This window comes from Catenuloplanes nepalensis (assembly GCF_030811575.1).
Lineage (GTDB): Bacteria > Actinomycetota > Actinomycetes > Mycobacteriales > Micromonosporaceae > Catenuloplanes > Catenuloplanes nepalensis.
This window is the reverse complement of record NZ_JAUSRA010000001.1, coordinates 9,276,383-9,296,026: the sequence shown is the minus strand read 5'-3', so window position 1 is coordinate 9,296,026 and position 19,644 is coordinate 9,276,383. Positions and strand designations below refer to the sequence as shown.

Below are 19,644 nucleotides of genomic sequence, written 5' to 3'. Positions count from 1 at the left end.
TACGGTTCTCCACCATGCGCATGGTCTTCACCGACGCACCCGAGGACGAGTTCATCCCCGCACGTGACCGGCTGGTCGGCACGTTCGAGCGATGGGCGCGCCGGGCGCGCAGGGACGTCGATCCGTTCATGGCCGAGGTGCTGATCGAGCAGCGGTGGAGCGTCGGGGACGGGTTGCTGGGGCGGTGGCGGCCGGAGGATCTGCGGTTCGCGCTGATCGAGTACTTCCCGCGGGGCGTGACCACCCGGGAGTGGTCGGCGACGATCCCCACGCTGCACGCGTTCGTGGACTTCCTGTTCGACGCGGACCTGGCGGACGCGAAGTGCGCGGACGCGGCCGTGCTGCACACCACGCTGGGCGGGCTGGAGGGCGAGTTCGACGCGGCGATGGCCGACGAGACCCGGTTCGGCCCGGCCAAGTTCTGGTCGATGCGGATGCTGGACGCCGGCATCAACCTCGACGATCACGAGGCGATGCACTCGTTCATCGCGGACGTGCAGGCCGGCAGGGTGCCCTACGACGAGGCCGTGCTGGCGAAGGTGGTGCGCAACCAGCTGACCGACGAGGACGAGACGCCGCCCGCGCTGCCGCCGATCGACCCGCCGCCGCGGGAGACGGTGGTAGACGCGGCGGCCGGATCGGTCACGCTGTCCCGCCTGCTCCGCTTCACCGAGTGGGTCGGTGACGGGCGCGCGCTCACCCCGAAGGGCAACCTCAAGCTCGCCGACACGGCCGAGCTGATCGCGCTGTTCGGGCTGAAGGACGTGCTCAACCCGGTGATCGGTGACAAGACCTTCAAGACCACGAGCAGCGAGGAGTTGTACGAGACGAGCCTGCTGTTCGCCTGGGCGAAGGAGGCGCGGTTCGTCCGCGTGGTCAAGGGGCGCCTGCTGCCGGTCAAGTCGGCCGCGAAGACGCTCAAGGATCCGGTGGCCGCGGCGGAGCGCGCGTTCGAGGCGTTCTTCCGGATCGGCCGGGCCGTCTGCCCGCCCGCGTACTTCAACTCGATCGTGCCGTTCCGCTCGGACGACTTCACGTTCGCGCTGCTGATGGCGATGTACCTGGCGCAGCGGCCGATCGAGGCCGACGAGCTCGGGGAGATCGTCGGCGGTCTCGTCGAGGAGTTCCTCGGCTTCGACCCGGACGATCGCGGCGGCGTCGGCCTCGGCGCCGGTGCGCGGGTCCACGACAACGACGTCGAGCGCCTGCTCACCCAGCTGGACCTGCTCGGCGCGGTCCGGCACGACGCGTCCCGCACGTCGATGACCGCGCTCGGCACCGCGCTGTTCCAGACGCATCTGCGCGGCATGGGCATCGAGGTCCCCACGATCGACGACCTGCTGGACGAGACGGCCGAGGTGGTGGTGGCGCTGGCCGCGGACACGCCGTCGATCACCGCGCCGCTTCTGACCCGCTGGCGCGACCACCGTCCGGAGGCGGCCCGCGCGGAGCTGCGCGCGCTCGCGGCCCGCACGGACGACCCGGAGCACCGCGCGCTGGCCGAGACCTACGGCGGCCGGCGTCTCACGGCACGCCCGCATGCGGTGTCGGCGCGCCGCCCGAAGAAGCGCCGTCGGTAGGCCGGAAAAATCTTGCCGAAACCGCTTGGCACTCCTCGGGGAGGAGTGCTAGAAAAATATACGTAGCCGCTGCCCAGCGCAGTGAGCTCCTCGGCAGAATTGGTTGTTAGCCGAGCGCCACAACGCCTCGCCGGAAGGCCCGGCGGGCGACCTCGAGGAGGTGGGTTCCGTGGTGCTGACTTTCGATCCTTTCCGCGAGTTCGACCGCATGGCCGGTCAGATGTTCGGCGGAGGCACCGCGATGGCGATGCCGATGGACCCTGTATCGCTCCGGTGACCACTTCGTCCTGCACTGCGACCTGGCCGGCATCGACCCCGGCTCCGTGCAGGTGGACGTGGACGGGCGCGTGCTGACCATCCGCGCCGAGCGGTCGCCGCGCACCGACGCGGACGTGCAGTGGCTCCGCCGCGAGCGCGCCACCGGCACGTTCGAGCGCCGGCTCACGCTCGGCGACGGCCTCGACCTGGACCGCATCGCCGCGACCTGGCAGGACGGCGTGCTGACGCTGACCATCCCGGTCGCGGAGACGGCCAAGCCGCGCCGCATCGAGATCAACACCGGCGGCCAGGTGATCGAGAGCACGAAGACCGCCGCCATCACGCGGTCCTGACCTCACCCACATCGCAGAAGGCCCGCGATTCGCGGGCCTTCTCGCTGTTCAGGACGCAGCGCGGGCGCTCCGCGGCGTTAACCAGTCGACCAGCGCGATCCGGGGGCCACGCCGGTCGCGGCCAGCCGGCCGGCGATGATCAGGCCGAGCCAGGTGAAGACGACCACGCTGGCGGCCATCAGCGCGAGGAGAATCCGTTGGTCGCCCGGCTAGATCGTTGATCCTGACCATCATGTGGATTGCTCCCATGAACTCACCCCGCCGCGCAACAGCGCTAGCATTGCTAGCATTGCTAGCAACTCCGGGCGGCATAGGAGCAACTACGATGGCAGCGCTCAGTATTCGAGACCTCGATGACTCGGTGAAGGACCGCCTCCGGCTCCGCGCCGCACGGCACGGTCGTTCGATGGAGGCGGAGGTTCGGGCGATTCTGACCGCCGCAGTCGCCGATGAACCGCCGACGGAACTCTTCAGCGCTCTCCTGCAGCGCTTCTCCCAACTCGGCGGAGTCGATGATCTCGAGCTCCCGGCTCGCTCCGACCAGACACGCGAAGTGAACCTGCCCGAATGATCGTCCTCGACAGCAACGTCGTCTCCGAGTTCATGCGTCCGGCACCGGATCCTCTTGTTGTCGCGTGGCTTCGATCGAACTCCAGCGAAGGCCTTCACACAACGACCATCACCGTCGCTGAAATTCGGTACAGCATCGCCTGCTTGCCTCAGGGACGACGAAAGGACGACCTCCAGCAGGCAGCGGACGAGATTTTCGCGGCCTTTCCGGCTCAGATCCTGCCGTTCGACCTGGCAGCCGCCAACGCATATGCCGAAATCACCGCCAACCGGAAACGGTTGGGCAGGACGATCAGCGCCTCCGATGCTCAGATCGCCGCGATCTGCAACTCCCGGCCGGCCACCCTGGCAACCCGAAACATCAAGGACTTCACCGACACGGGCATCGCGCTTCTCGATCCTTGGCAGCCCTGACGGCCCCGTCAGGGGACGTCCGGGTCGGGGTGATCGGCGCGGTAGCGGTCGAAGGTGGGCTCGTCGATGAGGTTGTTGTCGTAGAGCCATTCGACGGCGTGGCCGTTGGCGCGGTGCTGCTGGAACGCGTTCCAGACCGGGACCAGGTGCGGAAGGCGCTGGTGGATCTCGTTGCGGAACCGGCGGAAGGGCTTGGGGCCGTCCAGGGCGCGGGACAGCTGTGCGGCCTCGCGCTCGTCGCTGAGCGCGGCGGCGAAGTCGGCCATGTCCCGGTAGGCGACGCGGGAGGACATCTGGTCGATCGGGATCAGGTGATCGAGTTCGTCGAGGTCGATCGGATTGTGACCGTCGATGCCGGTGTCGGACGACCAGAGGGTCAGCTCGCCGGTGCTCGGGTCGATGAGCCACCGCCGCTCGTAATGATCCGATCCGTCCTCCAGCGCGACGGCGATCTCCTGCAGGTCGATCTTGCTGGGGTCGAGCACCGCGTCCTCCGTACCCACATGTGGTCCTGATCCTTTGATTTTGCCGCCTTTCCGGCCGGTGCGCCTTCCCCCACGCGGCCGAAATAGACGTTTCTAGATATTGACGGGTTGCGGATTATCCGTAAACTCTCTTAACAGAGAGCGCTCTCACCACCCCGAAACCCGGAGGTACGGAGATGAAACGGAAGCTGAGTGCGCTCCTGAGCCTTGTCCTCGGCGGCAGCCTGCTCGCCACCCTGCCCGCACCGGCGTCGGCCGCCGCCGGTCTCGATCTCGCGGCCGGGCAGGTCGACGCGATGCGACGGGACCTGCGGATCGACGGCGCGCAACTGGCCGCGCGCCTGGTCACCGAGGCCGCGGCGCCACCGATCGAGCACCGCCTGCGGAGCACGCTGGGCCGTGACTACGCGGGCACATGGATCGCGGCGGACGGTCGAACCGTGATGGCCGGCATCACCGACCCGGCGCGCGCCGCGACCGTCCGCGCGGCCGGGGCCACGCCGGCGGTCGTCGCGCGCAGCCTCGCCACACTGGAATCGCTGGCCGCGACGCTTTCCCGGCACACCTCCGCCGCCGGGACCGGCGTCCACTCCTGGTACGTCGACCCGGTCACGAACACGGTCACGATCACGGCGGCGTCCGGCGCCGTGGCCGCCGCGTTCGCCCGCACCGCAGGCCTGCCGCCGGACGCGGTCACGTCGGTGCGCGGGAACGCGTTCAGGCCGGTCTACGACATCCGCGGCGGCGACCAGTACGTGATCAACAACAGCGTGCTCTGCTCGGTCGGGTTCGCGGTCGCCGGTGGGTTCGTCACCGCCGGTCACTGCGGCGGCGTCGGCGCGACCACCGCCGGCAGCGGCGTCGCGCAGGGCACGTTCCGCGGCTCGTCGTTCCCCGGTGACGACCTGGCCTGGGTGCAGACGAACGCGAACTGGGTGTCCCAGCCGTGGGTGAACAACTACGGCGGTGGCGTGGCCACGGTCGCCGGCTCCACCGAGGCCGCGGTCGGCGCGTCCGTCTGCCGCTCCGGCCGGACCACCGGCTGGCGCTGCGGCACGATCACCGGCAGGAACGTCACGGTCAACTACTCCGGCCAGCTCGTCTACGGCCTCGTCTCCAGCAGCGCGTGCGCCCAGCCCGGCGACTCCGGCGGCTCGTTCCTGTCCGGCAACCAGGCGCAGGGCGTCACGTCCGGTGCCGGCGGCGACTGCGCCTCCGGCGGCACCACGATCTACCAGCCGGTCAACGAGATCCTGTCCCGCTACGGCCTGTCACTGACCACCACCGGCGGCTCCGGCAGCCGCTTGATCGGGCTGGCCAACAAGTGCATCGACGTGCCGAACTCCAACGCGGTCGACGGGCAGTTCCTGCAGCTGTGGACCTGCAACGGCACGGGCGCACAGAACTGGACCTGGCCCGGCGACGGTACGGTGCGCGCGCTCGGCCTGTGCATGGACGTCGCGTGGGGCTCGACCGCCAACGGCGCGGTCATCCAGCTCGCCGGCTGCAGCGGCAACCCCGCTCAGCAATGGGTGCTCAGCGGCGCCGGCGACCTGGTCAACCCCCAGGCCAACAAGTGCGTCGACGTCGTCGACTGGAACAGCAACGACGGCGCCCGCCTCATCCTCTTCGACTGCCACGGCGGCGCCAACCAGAAGTGGCGCCGCGGCTGAGTCGTGGCGCAGCGGCGGGGCGGCGGGTCTGCCGTCCCGCAGCTACGTCAGGACGAGGTCACCGCCGACGGACCGGGCGGTGATCCGGTGTCCGCCCTCGAACTCGACCTCCAGCCCGGACCGCTCGCCGGCCTCGTCGGTCTCCGGCCGCAGCGCGACGATCCGCCGCCCGCCGCCGGTGAGCGGCCGGCAGGTGTATGACTCCGGCGGCCACAGGTAGTCCGGCAGCGCCGCGTCCGGCCGCCGGTCGGTCCGCAAAGACCAGTCCGTCCACACCGTGCACACCAGCGCGGACCCGTCGTCGAGCACGATCTGCAGAGCGGCGAGATCCCCGTCCTCGTCGAGCACCTCGATCACCGACTCGGCCAGCCCGAATTCGTCGCTCACCGTCGCTCCTCGTCGCTCCTCTGAGCTGCGCACCATCGTGGCACCGTTGTACTAGCCATTCCTACCACCGCGCTGCGGATTCCACGGGCCGGCCCGCACCTCGTCGGCGTGGCGACACCGTGTAGATGCACTGCCGGGCATGACGAAGGCCCCGGGCGTGTGGTGATCGCCCACTAGCATACGGAGTTCAATGCCCCTACCAGGGCTTTCAGCTCTCATCGACGAACTGCGAGGTTCGGATGGCAAGACCAAGAGGGCCAGGCGCCGATTCCGGTGACGCCGGTCCGGGTCGGGCCGACGGAGACGCCGATCAGAACGGCCCCACCCGGAGTCGCAGGCCCGCCAGGACCGACGCTGGAAGCGTCTCGGAGGGGCAGGACATCGCCGGTAAGGAGGCGCGACAAGGCCGCCCGGGCGGGGGCGCCGATTCGGACGGCACGGCTGAGTCTCCAATGCGCGTTTCCCCGGAACAGGACGGGAGCGGCACCGGTAGGGACGGCGGTGACGACACCGGTGGCGCGGGTGACGACAACCGTGCCGAGGGTGGCGGGGACGACGGCTCGGACGGCGACGGGGACGGACGCGACGGGGAGAACCAGCCGGACGATGGCTCCGGTGGGCGGAATCCCGATCTGGTCACCGAGCCGTCCGGTGAACCGGGCGGCACGCCGAGCGGCCCGCCCACTCGCATCCGGCCGAACGAGGACGCGGATGTGCGCCGCTCCCTGGAGAGGGAGAACTCGGGAGCCGTGATCCTGGCCGACAAGGGCTACGACATCACACAGAACCCCACCCCCGCCGAGGTCGCTCAGGCCCGCCAGGACTCCGGCGACGCGGGCCGGCCGACGTCGAAGCCCGATTACCTGGTCGAAGGACGAGTATTCGATGCTTACTCGCCGTCGGAGAACAAGGGAGCGCGCGGCATCGGGTTCGAGGTGAACGAGAAGGTGGCGAACGAGCAGACCCAGCGCGTCGTCCTGAACCTGGAAGACTGGCGTGGCGACATGGCGAAGCTGCAGAAGCAATTCGACGATTGGCCCGTCGAGAATCTGAAGGAGCTGAAGGCCATCACCCCTGCGGGCGAGATCATTCAGATTGTTCCGAAATCATGAAACTCAAAGGTGTGATCCATGGCGACTGAGTACCGCCTGATTCTGGCGGCTGAGCCTCCGGTCGAGCAGGTGGCCGAGCGGGCGTTTCCGCGGCAGGAGGAGCGCCCTGCCGGAACGCCTCCGCTGTTGACCGCCGATCTATACCAGCGGTACGGATTCGAGCTGGCCGTACGTGGTGCACGGAACGGCTATTTCGACGCCGAGTCGGATGACGGCCTCTGGGAGTGGGAGCCGGAGTCCTACGTCGCGCTCACCTTCCGGATGGAGAAGGAAGCCGACTCCGACCGGGCGCTTGTGCACATGCTGACTGTGGTCGGCCGCGTGCTCGATACCGGACCGGAGGACGCGGCATTGATCCTCAACGGCAACTGGCTGCTGCTGACCCGCTTCGGCGGCCTACCGGTCAAGCACCGTCGCGCCGTCTGGTGGGAGAACTACGCCGAGGTCAACGACATCATTCGAGGCTGAGCCGCCGGGCTCTGCAAGGCAGGCCTCCGTCGGCCGACCGTACCCGGACCGGGTGTGCGCGACCGATACCGAGGGCGGGATAGGGTGGGCCGATGCCAAGCAGTGCGCTGGGGTCGTTCGGGCTGGACGACTTCGGGCTGGATGATCGGATGCGGCTGTTCGGATATGTCACCGCGGACAACCGGCTGGCGTACCTGTGGGTGTTGCGGGCCTTCGACGCGGCGCGGTCCAGCTATCAGGTGGTGCTGCACACCTCCGAGGTGTCGGCGACGCTGAGCGGGCTGGCGCGCACGCACGCCGAGTGCCCTGATCCGGCGACGCTGGAGCTGCCGCGGCTGCTGGATGCGCTGGTCGAGTGGGGTGTGCTGGACCGAAGCCAGGACGGGGCGCGGGCGGCGACGCTGGCGGAGTACCGCAATCGGCACTCGGTCTATCAGTTCACCGAGGCCGGCTACCGGGCGCATCGGGCCGTGGAGAGCGTCCTCGCGGCGGGGCTGGACGACAGCACGCTGTCCCGGCTCGTCTTCGCTGATCTGCTGGCCGATCTGAAGGCACTGGCGCACGCGAACACGGCCGGCGACGCGGAAGAGGTCTATCGGAAGCTCAACCGGCTGGACCGGGCCCTGGCTGACGTGGCCGAGCGGGCAGCCCGGTTCTACCACATGCTCGGCGACCTCGGTCGCACGCACGACGTACGGCCGGAGGTCTTCCTCGCCCACAAGGATGCGCTGCTGTCGCACCTGCGCGACTTCCACGACGAGCTGCAGCGGTATACGCCGCGGCTGCGGGAGGCCGTGTTCGAGGTCGAGGCGACCGGGCTGGACCGGATGATCGAGGCGGCGGCCGAGGCGGACGAGCGGCTCTTCGCCACGCCGGCGGAGCGGCTGGCCGACTGGCACCGCCGGTGGGCGGGGTTGCGATCCTGGCTGGCACCGCCACAAGAGGACACGCCGAGCGAGGCCGAACGGCTGTCCGGCGCGACGATGGCCGCGATCGGGGACGTGCTGGCGCTGCTGCGGCGGGTGACCGAAGCGCGGCGGGGTGGCGTGAGCCGGGAGTCGCAGTTGCGGCACCTGGCGGCCTGGTTCGCGGGCACGGGTTCCGAGGAGTCCGCGCACGCGCTCTTCGACGTGGTGTTCGGCCTGGGTGCGCCGCGGCACGTGGGGGTTGCGCACGCGGACCCGGAGGCGATTGCCGGCCGGCTCTCCTGGTGGGAGGCGCCGGCGGTGGAGTTGTCCCGGTCGCTGGTGCAGACCGGGCGGATGCCGGGGCAGGGCAAGGGCCGCCCGGCGCGGGTGGAGCGGGCCGAGTCGTCGCGCCGGGTGCTGCGTGAGCAGCAGGTGGCGGAGGAGCGCGCCCAGGCCGAGGCCGCGGGCCGGCTGATGCACGCGGGGCCGGACGACAAGCTCGACGCGGCGCAGACCACGACCCTGCGCCGGCTGCTGGACATCGCGCTGGCGGCCAGGAAGCCGGGTCAGAGCGACAAACCGCTGGCGGCGGCCGCGTTCGGGGTTCGCCTGACGCTGACTCCGCGAGCAGGATTCGCCACGGTGGAAACCGAGGAGGGCCGGCTGCACCTCGACGGCTACGCCCTGACCGTCACACCGGCCGCGCACACGGCGGCAGCATGAGGTTCGCCGCCGCCGTCTCCGATCTGGAGCTCGGTGACTATCAGCGTGCGGTCCGGCTGCTGCTGCGCCATCCGCTGATCACCGCGACCTGGCCGGACGAGAAGGCCCTGCCACGGGTACGCCGTTTCTCCGCGGAGCTGCGGGCCGATCTCGCGGAGGCGTTCGGCTACCGGCTGGAGCTGCACGGCGCGACCGCGCGCCTGGTCCGGACGAGCGACGGCCTGGATCCGGACAGACCCGCGCTGTCGCGGACCGGCCGCCCGTTCGACCGGCGCCGGTACGCGTACCTGTCGCTGTGCCTGGCCGTGCTCGGGCGGGCCGGCGTGCAGATCACGCTGTCGGAGCTTGCCGACGCGGTCGCCGGGGACGCGAACCGGATCGGTGGCCTGGGCCTGGACCCGGACACCGGCGGGGACCGGCGCGCGTTCGTGGACGCGGTCGCCTGGCTGGAGGAGCGTGGCGTGCTGCGGCTGGCCGACGGTTCGAGCGCGTCGTGGGCGTCGGATCCGGGCGCGGGCGAGGCGCTCTACGACATCGCCCGGGACGCGGTGCTGTCGTTGTTCCGCCCGCCGCGCGTGCTGCAGCACATCGAGTCGGTGTCCGCGCTGCTGGAACGCACCGCCTCGGCCAGCGGCAACGCGGAGCGGCGGGCGGCGGCGCAGGCGGCGAGGCGCGCGGTGGTGGAGCGCCCGGTCGTCTACTACACGGACGTGCCCGTCGAGGTCGGCAACCACCTGCGCGGCCAGGCGCTGCCCGCGGACCTTGCCCGGCTGACCGGGCTGCGGCTGGAACGCCGGTCCGAGGGCGTGCTGCTGGTCGACACGGCCGGCTGGTCGGCCGAGCGTTTCCCGGGTACGGGTTCGGTGGCGCAGGCCGCGGTGCTGCTCGCGGTGGAGATCGCCGACCGGGTGCAGGATCCGGACGGCCGCCGCGCCCGCCGGATGACCGCGCCGGACCCGCACGAGGACCAGATCCGGCTGGTGCGCGAGACGGACGCCGGCCTGCCCGCCGCCACGGTCATCGTGGAGCACGAGAGTCCACATGAGATCGACGACGCCGAGGAGTCGAAGCTCCCGCTGGTCACCGACGCGTTCCTGCGCGAGGCGACCGCGGAGATCCTGAGCCGCTTCGGTTCCGCGTTCGGCGCCGCCTGGCACGCCGATCCGGACCGGCTGCGCGCCGAGGCGGTCGCGCTGCTGGCCCGTTTCGGTGCGGTCATCCCGGTGCCGGGCGGCGTGCTGGCGCGGCCGTTGATCGGGCGTTACCGCAACACGGTCGCCCAGGTGAAGCAGAGGACGCTGTTCTGATGGCACGTTTCGCCCCGACCCGGGCCGGCATCATCAACCTGTGGGACTACCGGGACGAGGAGTTCCTGTTCGTCGACGGCTGGTTGGTGCTGCGCGGCCCGAACGGCTCCGGCAAGACGAAGGCGCTGGAGGTGCTGTTCCCGTTCGTGCTGGACGGCCGGATCGAGCCGCGCCGGCTGAACCCGTTCGCGGGCGAGGACCGGACGATGAAGTCCAACCTGCTCTACCGGGGGCAGGAGGTCGCGCACGCGTACGTGTGGATGGAGTTCGGCGACGGCGTCCGGCACGTGACGATCGGGATCGGGCTGCGCGCGCACCGGCACAACGACCGGGTGACCCGCTGGCACTTCGTCGCGGACGGCCGGGTCGGCGTGGACCTGTCGCTGCTGGACTCCGACGACCGGCCGGTGTCCCGCAAGGAGCTGATCGACCGGCTCGGCGCGGACGCGGTGCGCGACTCGGCCGAGGAGTACCGGCATCTGGTCGACGCGCGGCTGTTCGGGCTCGGCCCGGCCCGCTACGAGCAGCTGCTCGACCTGGTGCTCACACTGCGCAAGCCGCAGCTGGCGAAGGATCTCAACCCGGTCGAGCTGTCCCGGACGCTCCAACGTGGACTCCGGCCGGTCGAGGATGACCTGCTCGTCGAGGCGGCGCGGTCGTTCGACGACATGGAGGCGGTCGCCCGTACCCTCGAGGGCCTGGTCGCCGCGGACGGCGCGACCACCGCGTTCCTGTCCGTGTACGCCACCTACCTGCGCACCCACGCGCGTGCCGCGGCCGACGCGCTGACCGTGCGCCGCACCGCCGTGGACACCGAGCGTGCCGCGCTGGCCGAGGCGCAGGCGGCCGCGTCCGAGGCGTCGGTCTCGGTCGCCGGGGCGGACGAGCGGCATCGCGCGGCCGAGGGCGAGCCCGGCAGGTTGCGCGCCCACCTGGAACGGTTGAAGGGCTCGGCCGCGTACCGCTCACACGAGCAGCTCGCCGACCTGGAACGGCACGTGCACGATCTGTCCGCGGCGGCGTCCCGGGCGCAGGCCGCGGTGACGGCCGAGGAGACCGCGGCCGGGCGGCGCCGCGACGAGTCCGCGCGGGCCGAGGCGGACGCCCGGGACGCGCGGTCGGCGGCCGGTCGCGGCGCCACCGAGGTGGCCGCGGAGGCGGAGACGGCCGGGATCGACTGGCGCTCCGAGGACTCGCACGCGGACGGCCTGGCGGTGCGGTTGTCCGCGCGGGCCGAGGCGCGGCGGGCGGACGTGGGCGCGGTCCGGGCCGCCGGGGAGCGCCTGGCCGAGGCGGAACGGGAGCACGGGCGCGCCGCCGAGGCGGACAGCACGGCCCGCGACGCCGCCGAGACCGCGGCCGAGGAGCAACAGCACGCCACCGACGAGCTGCTCCAAACCCAGGACCAGACCGCCGCGAGGGTACGGACCTGGGGCGCCGATCACGCGACACTGCTGTCCGGGCTGGACCTGCCGGCGCTGCCGGACACGCTCGCGGCGTCGCTGCGCCCGGCCGACGACGACGCACGTGACGCCGGCGGCGCGGCCGGACGGTCCGCCGCCAACCTGGCAGGGCACGACGCGCCCGGCCCGGCCGGGGTGGCCGTCCCAGGCGGCGTTGCGGTACCCGGCACGAGCGGCACGTCCTATCCGCCCTCGCTGCGCGACCTCTACGCGGAGGCGGTCGCACCGCCGGTCGCCGTGCGCCAGAACGAGCTGGCGGCGCTGTCCGCGCGGCGCGACGGCCGGTGGGACCACCGGCAGGAGGTCGCGGCGGAACGGGACAGGATCGCCGCCGAACACGACGACGCCCCGCCGCCGTCACCGACCCGGCCGGCCGTCCGGGACGGGCGTCCGGGTGCGCCGCTGTGGCGGCTGGTCCGGTTCGCGGACGACGTGCCCGAGATCGACGCGGCCGGCATCGAGGCGGCGCTGGAGGCGGCCGGGCTGCTGGACGCCTGGCTGTCGCCGCACGACCCGGGCCATTCAGGCTTCGAGGCGCAGGCCCGTCAGCCCGCCGCGTCCTCCGTGGATGCCGAGCCGTTCGACGCCTTCCTGCGTGCCGGCGCAGGGGTGTCCGGTCCCAGTTTGGCGGACGTGCTGTTGGCGGAGGAGCAGGACGCGGTGCCGGTCGCGCGGATCGGCGAGGTGCTGGCCGGGATCGCGCTCGGCGATCTGACCGGCGCGTCGGGCGTGAGCGCGGACGGCGGGTGGGCGCAGGGCTCCGGCACCGGCCGGTTCGGCAAGGAACGGCCCGAATTCATCGGTGCGACCGCTCGGGCCGCTCGCCGGGCCGCCCGCATCGCCGAGTGCGACCGGCGGCTCGCGGCCCTGGACGCGGAGATCGCGGAGATCGACGCGGCCCGGGACGCGGCACGGGAGGTGCTCGCCGCGGTCGACCGCGCCGGGGCCGCGCTGCCCTCGCTGGACGCGATCCGGCAGGCCGAGCGGGCCGTGGACCGGGCCGCCGCCGCGCTGCGGGTGCGCCGGGAGGCCGCGGTCGCCGCCGCGAACCGGCTCGACGCGGCCGCCGCCGGGCGGGCCGCGGCCCAGTCCGCGCTGCGCCGTGTCGTCGCCGATCGCAACCTGCCACCGGACACGGTGGACGTCGTCGCCGCCGCGGTGGACCGGTTCGACCGGGCCGGGCTGCGGCTGGAGGCCGCGCACGCCGCGGCCGAGCGCGCCGCTACCCAGGCCGGGCAGGCCGAGGAACGGTACGCGGAGGCGCGGGAACGGCACCACACGGCGGTCGAGGCGGCGCACGAGGCGCGGCAGCGGCACGCGGAGAAGGACGAGGAGCTGCGGACGCTGCGGCAGGCGATCGGCGCGGAGGCGTCCGAGGTGCTGGCCGAGGTGGCCCGCACCGAGACCGCGATCGGTGCCGCCGAGACGACGCTGTCGGCCGCGCGCGCCGCGCTGACCGCGGCACAGAACGCGCTGACCCGGGCCACGACACGGGCGGAGATGGGCGCGGAGGCCGTCACCCGCGCGGTGTCGGAGGCGCGGCACGAGGCGGTGCGGCTGCGTCCGTACGCGCAGAGTGATCTTCTGGGTTTGATCCGCGCCCCCGCCGATCTGCGCTGGCCGGTCGCGGAGGGCGGCGACCACGACCTCGATCCGGCCGTGATCACGCTGCACGAGGCCGTGCTCGCCGCGGCCCGCGAGCTGACGCCGACCGAGTCGTCGCTGAAGCAGAGCGCGACCCGGCTCACGTCCGCGCTGACCGAGCTTCAGGCGCAGCTGCCCGGGGCCGGGCTCGACCACCGGCCGGAGTGGGACACCGACGAGGGCGTGATCGTGGTGCGGGTCGCGGACGAGCAGGGCCTGACGCCGGTCGCGCACTTCGCCGAGCGGATCGCGGCCGAGCGCCGCGACCAGGAGCAGCTGCTCACCGACGCGGAACAGCGGGTGTTCGAGGACGCGCTGCTCGGCCAGCTCGCCGGGCAGATCCACCGGCGCACGATCGAGGCCCGGGACCTGGTCGACGCGATGGACGCGCAGATGCGGGCCCGGCGGATGTCGTCCGGACTGACCGTCGGCGTCGGCTGGCGGCTCGCCGACGACCTCGACCCGGAGCAGCGCGAGGTCTGCAAGCTCCTCGAACGCGACCCGGCCCGGCTCGGCCCGACCCAGCTGACCACGCTGCGCCGGCACTTCGCCGCGCGGATCAAGTCGGCGCGGGCGCAGGCGCCGGAGAAGCCGTACCGGGACCTGCTCGCCGAGGTGCTCGACTACCGGCAGTGGCGGACGTTCGCGTTCACGCTGCACCGGCCCGGCGGCGTCACGGAACCACTGACCCGGGCCCGGCACAGCCAGCTCTCCGGCGGCGAGCAGTCGGTGTCGCTGCACCTGCCGCTGTTCGCGGCCGCGAACGCGCTCTTCGGCTCGGCCCGCCCGGACGCACCCCGGCTGCTCGGCCTGGACGAGGCGTTCGCCGGCGTCGACGACACCGGCCGCGGCGAGCTGATGTCGCTGGCCAAGCAGTTCGACCTGGACCTGTTCATGACCGGGTACGACCTGTGGGCCACGCATCCGGCGGTGACCGGTGCCGCGCACTACGACCTGTCGCACTCCACCGTGGAGCACGCGGTCTCGACCGTGCTGCTGGTGTGGGACGGCCGGATGAACGTCGCCGACTTCGACGGCACGCTGGCCCGGGCGCTCGGCTCCCCGGAGACCCGGCGGGCACCCGTTGGCTGACCTGTTCTCGGATCCGGCGTGGCGGCGACTGCTGGCCGCGGCCCGCCGCAGCCTGGAACGCACCGGCGGCGACCTGTCCGGCTCGATCTCGCTGACCGCGCCGGACGAGGCGGAACGGCTGGTGGTCATCGGCGTGACCGGTGTGCACCGGCCCGCCGGGGTCTCCCGGGTCAGCGTTCGGCTCGCCGACCTCGACGAACACCTGCGGGCCGCGCACGGCCACGGGCTGGCCTCGGTGGTCGGCCCGTTCCGGGACCGGCCCGGCGAACGGGCCCGTGACACGGCCGGCCGGGACGCCGTCCTGCTCCTGGCGTCGGAGAGCCGGCACTCGGGCCAGGCCTGGTTCGAGACGTGGCTGGACGGGATGCGCCGGGACGGCACGCTCACCCGGATCGTCCGCGGCGGCCTGCCGTTTCCGGACGTGCTGGCGGTGCTGGACGCCCTGCCCGCCGCGGACGAGCCGATGCCGGTCTTCGCCGAACGGGTGCTGGCGGACACGAAGGCGCTGGTGGACGGGCCGGTACGCGGCCTGGTGCTGCGCGCGTTGGCGACGTGGCACGCGCTGGCGGTCCCGGCGGGTGCCGAACAGGAGCGAGCCCTGTGGGAGCTGGCCGGCGTCGTCCCGGACGACCTGGCCAGCCAGGTACTCGTGCTCAACCTACCGGCGGCCGGTAGCGTGCTCGGCGAATGGCTGACCTCGGCGGCGTCGGCGCACGTCCCGTTCCGGGTGACGCTGCACCAGCTGCGGATCGGCGCGCTCACCCTCCGTACCCCCGAGGTCTTCGTCTGTGAGAACCCGGCCGTGCTCCGCGCCGCCGCGGGCCGGGCCACACGGCCGCTCGTCTGCACCGAGGGCGTCCCGTCCGCGGCCGTTCACGCCCTGCTCGCGCACGCCGCCGCGGACACGGCGATCCACTGGCGCAACGACTTCGACTGGACCGGCGTACGGCTGACCGGTGCCGCGCTGGCGCGCTATCCGGGCGCGCGGCCGTGGCGGATGACGGCGGCCGACTACGCGGCCTCCGTCCCGGGCATCCCCCTCGCCGGCCTGCCCGCACAGACACCGTGGGACCCGCAACTGCGCACACTCATGCACGAGGCCGGCCGAGCGGTGATGGAGGAACGCCTGCTCGACACTCTCCTCACCGACCTGGCCGCCCGGTGACGAATGCGGCTGTGAAACCATCCCTGGATGGCCGAGGCTCCCTTTCCGACCGCATCCGGACCGCACGGCGACGGCACCGACGACCCGGCTGAGCTACGCCGCAGCCTGGTGGAGGCCGGGATGCCGCCGCAGATCCTCGAGTTGATCGACGGCACCGCCGCCGACCGCGAGCAGGTGATCGCGCAGCTCAACGACGCGGGGCTGCTCCCCGGGCCGGACGACGCGGTCGCGAACCTCGTCGCCGGATTCGCGCCGCTGGCCGAGCGGGGTGCCGACGCGCTGAGCGCCGAGGTGAGCGGGCACGAGTTCCTGGCCGCGATGCGGGTCGCCGCCGGTTCGAACGGGGCCGACGACGCCGGTCTGGCCGACATCCTCTCCGGACTGTCCGGCCAGGTGGTGGAGCACGGTGGCCCGGTGGCCCTGGCGATGCTGCGAGCACTGGCCGTGACCGCGCCGGAGCCGGTCCGGCCCACGCTGGCGGCGGCCGCCGACCGGCTGGCCGCGACCGGGATCAAGGACCGGCCGTGGGTGAAGGACCTCGGCGCCCTCAAGGTAGTCGACGCCTTCGGGCACGGCGACGAGACCGGCTTCCAGGAGGCGGTCGCGGTGACGTTCCGGTACGGCCGGCGGGAGCACACGCTCGTCGTGCTGATCGATCACAGCCTCGGCGGCGGGATCAAGGACTGCTGGGTCTCGCCCGACCCGGCCACCATGCGGGACGCTTACCGGCAGGCCGCCATGCTGCCCGGCGTGGTGTTCCGGGACTTCACCCCGGCGGAGGCGGCCACGATCCTGCGGCGGGCTCTGGAGCAGCCGCCCTGCCCGGAGCAGGACGACCAGATCGAGGATGTCGCCCTCCATCTCGACCTGGTCCGCAACCGTGTCGCCCGGATCCGCCGGCCGTCGACGCCGCCGGCCCCGGCTCGTGTTCCGGCGCCCGCGGCGCGCGGTGTACGTGGCACCGTGCACCGCCTCAAGGTCACCCTGCGCGGTACGAAACCGCCGATCTGGCGCCGCATCGAGGTGCCCTCCACGATCCGGCTGGATCGCCTGCACCTGGTGCTTCAGGTCGCATTCGGCTGGGAGGACTACCACATGTGGGTCTTCGAGGGCCGGAACGCGGAATACGGTGTTCCGGATCCGGAGCTCGGGCATCGCAGCGCCGCGGCGAAGAAGCTCGCCGACGTGGCCCCGCATCGGGGCGACCGGCTGGCCTACACCTACGACTTCGGCGACGACTGGCGGCACGACCTGCTCGTGGAGGAGGTGCTGGCGTCCCCGGCCGGCAGCACCACCGCGCGATGCGTGACCGGCCGGCGGGCCGGCCCGCCGGAGGACTGCGGCGGGGTGTGGGGGTACGAATACATGTCGGAGATCCTCGGCGACCCGGCGCACGAGGAACACGCGGCTTACCTGGCGCAGCTGGGGCTGGAGACCGCCGCCGACTTCGACCCGGCCTCCTTCGACCTCGACGGGATCAACCGCGAGCTCGCCAAGATTCCGATCACCCGGTGACCGGGCCCGGCACGGCTCCCGCCGGCCGATAGCATCGCGGGATGCCCGCGCACCGGATGAATCGCGACGAATTCTTCGGCAAGCTCGCCTCGCTCGACGAACAGCGGCTGAAGACCGTGCTGTGGACCGTCTACTGGCGCGGTGCGGCACCGGTACGGGAGCGGATCGAGGCGGAACTCGAGCCCGCGCCTTCCGCGGCCACCAAGCGTTCGGCCACGGAAGCGGTCCTGCCCCACCTGGTGCGCGCGGAGGTCAGCCGGTTCACCCAGATGGCTCGCGCCGGCTCATACATCGGCGGCGACCGGAGCGTGTCTCCGAAGAAGCGCAGCCAGTGGCGGATGGAGTTCTCCCGGCTCGCCGCCGACGCCCGCGCCGGGCTGCGCATGCCCGAACCCGACGACGCGGCCGCCGCCCTGGAAGAAATCATCGACCTGGCGTGCGAGACCCGCTACTACGAATACTTCCGCTCCGACGATCCGATGGAGGCCGCCCGGTTCGTCGTCTCGGACGCCGTGGCGCTGCTGTGGGGGCATCGGCGGGACAGGTTCGGCTTCGCCTCGTTCGCGGCCGGCGCGGCACCGCAGCTCGCGCGCTGGGAGTCCCGGCACGGCTGGACCCGGCAGGGTTTCGGTGCGACGAGCCAGAAGGAGAAGTCCCTCGCCGAGGTGGCGTCCGGGATGCTGGTCATCCCCGATCACTGGCCGGTGTTCGCCCGGCACTACCTCGACGCGCTGGACCGGCTCCCCACCACCGGTTCGCACCGGAGCACGCAACAGTACGCCGACTACGCGCGGTCCCGGCGCGCCGGGGATCTCGCGGAATGGCACGGCCTCCTGCTGGACCGGCTGGCCGACACCGAGGCGGACGACGTCCTCGACCGGCTGACGGAACACCCGGCGCTCAGCGGCCCGGAACTCGACCTCTTCCGTGCGCGTCTCGCGGACCGACGCGGCGCCACCGAGGCGGCGCACACGTTCATCTTCGCCGCCCTGGAACGTCTGCCGGGCCACCACGACATGCTCACCTTCGCCCGCGACATCGGAGCACCGCTGCCGAAGGCAGCACAACGGGTCGTCACCGACCGGGGTCTCGCCTGACCCACACCGAGCACCGTCGTCGCGTGAACAGGCCTCACCGAAGCCACCGCGGGCAGAGACGACCGCTCGTTCAGCCGTGTTCCACCGGCTTCCCGCCGTGCAGTGACGCCTGGTCGGCGGCGGCTCGGCCGGATGCCCAGCCCGCCTGGTTGTTGATCCGTGCCGCCTGCTGGGCCATGTCGGGGAACTGCTTCTCGAACGCGTCGCGGACCGCGTCGTCGCGGGCCGCGAGCACGGGCAGCAGCTGGGCGGTGCCCATCTCCCGGCCGACCTCGTCGGTGGCGGTCTGGAGCCGTTCGCCGATCCGGGACGCGTACGAGGTCAGGAACGACTGCCGGAACGAGCGGATCATGCTGCGCCCACGCTCGTCGGTGCCCGGCTCGGCCCGCACCATCGCCCTCGTCGCCTGCACGAGCAGTGAGGTGAACAGCAGCTCGGCCGCGTCCAGATCCGTGGGGTAGCCGACGATGGTGGTGAAACCGAACCGCTTCATCCACACCGCACGGCAGCTGTTGGCCTCCGCGACGACCTGCAGCAGCAGCGTCTTCGACATCTCGTACGGGTTGTCGATGGTGACCCGCCGCGTGACCGGCTGCTCGCGGCCTCCGGTCGTGGCGACGAGCAGCGCATGGTCGATCCGGTAGCGCGCCATCAGCTCCTGCGCCTTGGCCGTGAACGCGTCGGCCTCCTCCGGGAACTCGGTCGACTCCGCCTTGGCCAGCAGCGCCCGGATCCGGTCGAGCATGCGCTGGTCGATGTCGGCCGGGATCGGCGCACCGGCCGACCGGGCGTCGCCGGGCATCGGGCCGACCGGCTCGACCGGCGGCATCGTGCCGAGCAGGTGCCGAACGTCGATCATGAGCGCGATCACCGCAGCCCGGTCGAGGCCGGTCGTCTCGCCCCAGGTGGTCACGTAGTGGTCGTCGTGTTCCCACCACACCCGCGCGTCCATCGCGGTGAGCTGCGCCGACCATCGATGGTCGACCGTCGCCGCGGGATAGCGCCGCATGCACGCCGCGATGACATCGGCCAGGAGACGGGCGTGCCGGGCGGTGTGCTCGCGGCGGGCGGCCCGGACCAGTTCCGCGGGCTGCCAGCCGCGCCGCCACGCGTTCTCGACGTCGCGGAGGAGTTTGTCGAACAGCGCCCGGTTGACGACCTGGATGCCCGCCGCTCCGCCGGGGCCGTCGACCAGCAGCATCCGGCAGCGTCCGGCCTCGGCGAAGTCCTCCGTGTGCTGGGCGTACACCGCCTGATCGATGAGCTCGTCGGCGATCTGACGCTGACTCGGAATGCGCGGCGCGCCGAAGAGCCCCAGCGGATCACCGGCCGCCGCAGCCGCCGCGGCCTGTCTCCGCCGTGCCGCCTCCTCGACTTTCCGCTTGGCCTTGTGCCGCTCACGACTGTTCTTTCCCATGACCTCGCCGACC

General features: G+C 72.3%; 16 protein-coding genes. 13 read left to right on the top strand and 3 right to left on the bottom strand.

The genetic code is table 11. The features are described 5' to 3' along the window. Positions 1-14: 14 nt before the first annotated feature. From J2S43_RS40515 to J2S43_RS40500, 4 genes are all read left to right on the top strand, one after another. A complete protein-coding gene (locus J2S43_RS40515) occupies positions 15-1,580 on the top strand; it encodes a hypothetical protein (protein ID WP_306838557.1) in 1,566 nt (521 codons plus the stop codon). 323 nt (positions 1,581-1,903) lie between these two features. After that, positions 1,904-2,191, top strand: coding sequence for an Hsp20/alpha crystallin family protein (locus J2S43_RS40510; RefSeq protein WP_306838556.1), 288 nt, complete (start codon positions 1,904-1,906; stop codon positions 2,189-2,191). A gap of 325 nt (positions 2,192-2,516) precedes the next feature. Next, a complete protein-coding gene (locus J2S43_RS40505) occupies positions 2,517-2,762 on the top strand; it encodes a FitA-like ribbon-helix-helix domain-containing protein (RefSeq protein ID WP_306838553.1) in 246 nt (81 codons plus the stop codon). Then, positions 2,759-3,175, top strand: a complete 417-nt coding sequence (locus tag J2S43_RS40500; RefSeq protein WP_306838551.1) for a type II toxin-antitoxin system VapC family toxin — start codon at positions 2,759-2,761, stop codon at positions 3,173-3,175. Before J2S43_RS40505 ends, J2S43_RS40500 begins: the two co-directional genes overlap by 4 nt. 8 nt (positions 3,176-3,183) lie before the next feature. Here the strand turns inward: J2S43_RS40500 and J2S43_RS40495 are convergent, their stop codons facing one another. Next, a complete protein-coding gene (locus J2S43_RS40495) occupies positions 3,184-3,678 on the bottom strand; it encodes a UPF0158 family protein (protein ID WP_306838550.1) in 495 nt (164 codons plus the stop codon). A 158-nt stretch (positions 3,679-3,836) separates the two neighbouring features. On the opposite strand from J2S43_RS40495, the gene J2S43_RS40490 reads away from it, so the two are divergent. Beyond that, positions 3,837-5,333, top strand: a complete 1,497-nt coding sequence (locus tag J2S43_RS40490; protein ID WP_306838548.1) for a ricin-type beta-trefoil lectin domain protein — start codon at positions 3,837-3,839, stop codon at positions 5,331-5,333. Positions 5,334-5,375: 42 nt separating this feature from the next. On the opposite strand, the gene J2S43_RS40485 is transcribed toward J2S43_RS40490, so the two are convergent. Beyond that, the gene (locus J2S43_RS40485) at positions 5,376-5,720 is read right to left on the bottom strand and encodes a hypothetical protein (protein WP_306838547.1); all 345 of its coding nucleotides are present in this window, start codon (positions 5,718-5,720) and stop codon (positions 5,376-5,378) included. Positions 5,721-6,433: 713 nt separating this feature from the next. On the opposite strand from J2S43_RS40485, the gene J2S43_RS40480 reads away from it, so the two are divergent. From J2S43_RS40480 to J2S43_RS40445, 8 genes are all read left to right on the top strand, one after another. After that, a complete protein-coding gene (locus tag J2S43_RS40480) occupies positions 6,434-6,832 on the top strand; it encodes a CdiA C-terminal domain-containing protein (RefSeq protein ID WP_306839776.1) in 399 nt (132 codons plus the stop codon). Between the two features lie 18 nt (positions 6,833-6,850). Then, the gene (locus tag J2S43_RS40475; protein WP_306838546.1) at positions 6,851-7,300 is read left to right on the top strand and encodes a SitI3 family protein; all 450 of its coding nucleotides are present in this window, start codon (positions 6,851-6,853) and stop codon (positions 7,298-7,300) included. Positions 7,301-7,392: 92 nt separating this feature from the next. Next, positions 7,393-8,931 (top strand): TIGR02677 family protein, encoded by a 1,539-nt coding sequence (locus J2S43_RS40470; protein ID WP_306838544.1) that lies wholly within the window; start codon positions 7,393-7,395, stop codon positions 8,929-8,931. Next, on the top strand, positions 8,928-10,238 hold the full coding sequence (locus J2S43_RS40465) for a TIGR02678 family protein (RefSeq protein WP_306838542.1): 1,311 nt from the start codon (positions 8,928-8,930) through the stop codon (positions 10,236-10,238). The genes J2S43_RS40470 and J2S43_RS40465 overlap by 4 nt, the downstream gene beginning before the upstream one ends. Next, positions 10,238-14,437: a TIGR02680 family protein gene (locus J2S43_RS40460; protein WP_306838541.1), complete on the top strand. Its 4,200-nt coding sequence runs from the start codon at positions 10,238-10,240 to the stop codon at positions 14,435-14,437. The genes J2S43_RS40465 and J2S43_RS40460 overlap by 1 nt, the downstream gene beginning before the upstream one ends. Further along, positions 14,430-15,602, top strand: a complete 1,173-nt coding sequence (locus J2S43_RS40455) for a TIGR02679 family protein (protein WP_306838539.1) — start codon at positions 14,430-14,432, stop codon at positions 15,600-15,602. Before J2S43_RS40460 ends, J2S43_RS40455 begins: the two co-directional genes overlap by 8 nt. Positions 15,603-15,629: 27 nt before the next feature. Next, positions 15,630-17,117 (top strand): plasmid pRiA4b ORF-3 family protein, encoded by a 1,488-nt coding sequence (locus J2S43_RS40450; protein ID WP_306838538.1) that lies wholly within the window; start codon positions 15,630-15,632, stop codon positions 17,115-17,117. Between the two features lie 41 nt (positions 17,118-17,158). Beyond that, a complete protein-coding gene (locus J2S43_RS40445) occupies positions 17,159-18,214 on the top strand; it encodes a hypothetical protein (RefSeq protein ID WP_306838537.1) in 1,056 nt (351 codons plus the stop codon). A gap of 70 nt (positions 18,215-18,284) precedes the next feature. On the opposite strand, the gene J2S43_RS40440 is transcribed toward J2S43_RS40445, so the two are convergent. Beyond that, on the bottom strand, positions 18,285-19,631 hold the full coding sequence (locus J2S43_RS40440; protein WP_370881722.1) for a DUF2786 domain-containing protein: 1,347 nt from the start codon (positions 19,629-19,631) through the stop codon (positions 18,285-18,287). Positions 19,632-19,644 lie beyond the last annotated feature (13 nt).

Bases quoted from the DNA above. Each gene is read 5' to 3' on its own strand.
- J2S43_RS40515 (WP_306838557.1), top strand. From the start codon at position 15: ATGCGCATGGTCTTCACCGACGCACCCGAGGACGAGTTCATCCCCGCA.
- J2S43_RS40505 (WP_306838553.1), top strand. From the start codon at position 2,517: ATGGCAGCGCTCAGTATTCGAGACCTCGATGACTCGGTGAAGGACCGC.
- J2S43_RS40500 (WP_306838551.1), top strand. From the start codon at position 2,759: ATGATCGTCCTCGACAGCAACGTCGTCTCCGAGTTCATGCGTCCGGCA.
- J2S43_RS40490 (WP_306838548.1), top strand. From the start codon at position 3,837: ATGAAACGGAAGCTGAGTGCGCTCCTGAGCCTTGTCCTCGGCGGCAGC.
- J2S43_RS40475 (WP_306838546.1), top strand. From the start codon at position 6,851: ATGGCGACTGAGTACCGCCTGATTCTGGCGGCTGAGCCTCCGGTCGAG.
- J2S43_RS40470 (WP_306838544.1), top strand. From the start codon at position 7,393: ATGCCAAGCAGTGCGCTGGGGTCGTTCGGGCTGGACGACTTCGGGCTG.
- J2S43_RS40465 (WP_306838542.1), top strand. From the start codon at position 8,928: ATGAGGTTCGCCGCCGCCGTCTCCGATCTGGAGCTCGGTGACTATCAG.
- J2S43_RS40460 (WP_306838541.1), top strand. From the start codon at position 10,238: ATGGCACGTTTCGCCCCGACCCGGGCCGGCATCATCAACCTGTGGGAC.
- J2S43_RS40450 (WP_306838538.1), top strand. From the start codon at position 15,630: ATGGCCGAGGCTCCCTTTCCGACCGCATCCGGACCGCACGGCGACGGC.
- J2S43_RS40445 (WP_306838537.1), top strand. From the start codon at position 17,159: ATGCCCGCGCACCGGATGAATCGCGACGAATTCTTCGGCAAGCTCGCC.
- J2S43_RS40440 (WP_370881722.1), bottom strand. From the start codon at position 19,631: ATGGGAAAGAACAGTCGTGAGCGGCACAAGGCCAAGCGGAAAGTCGAG.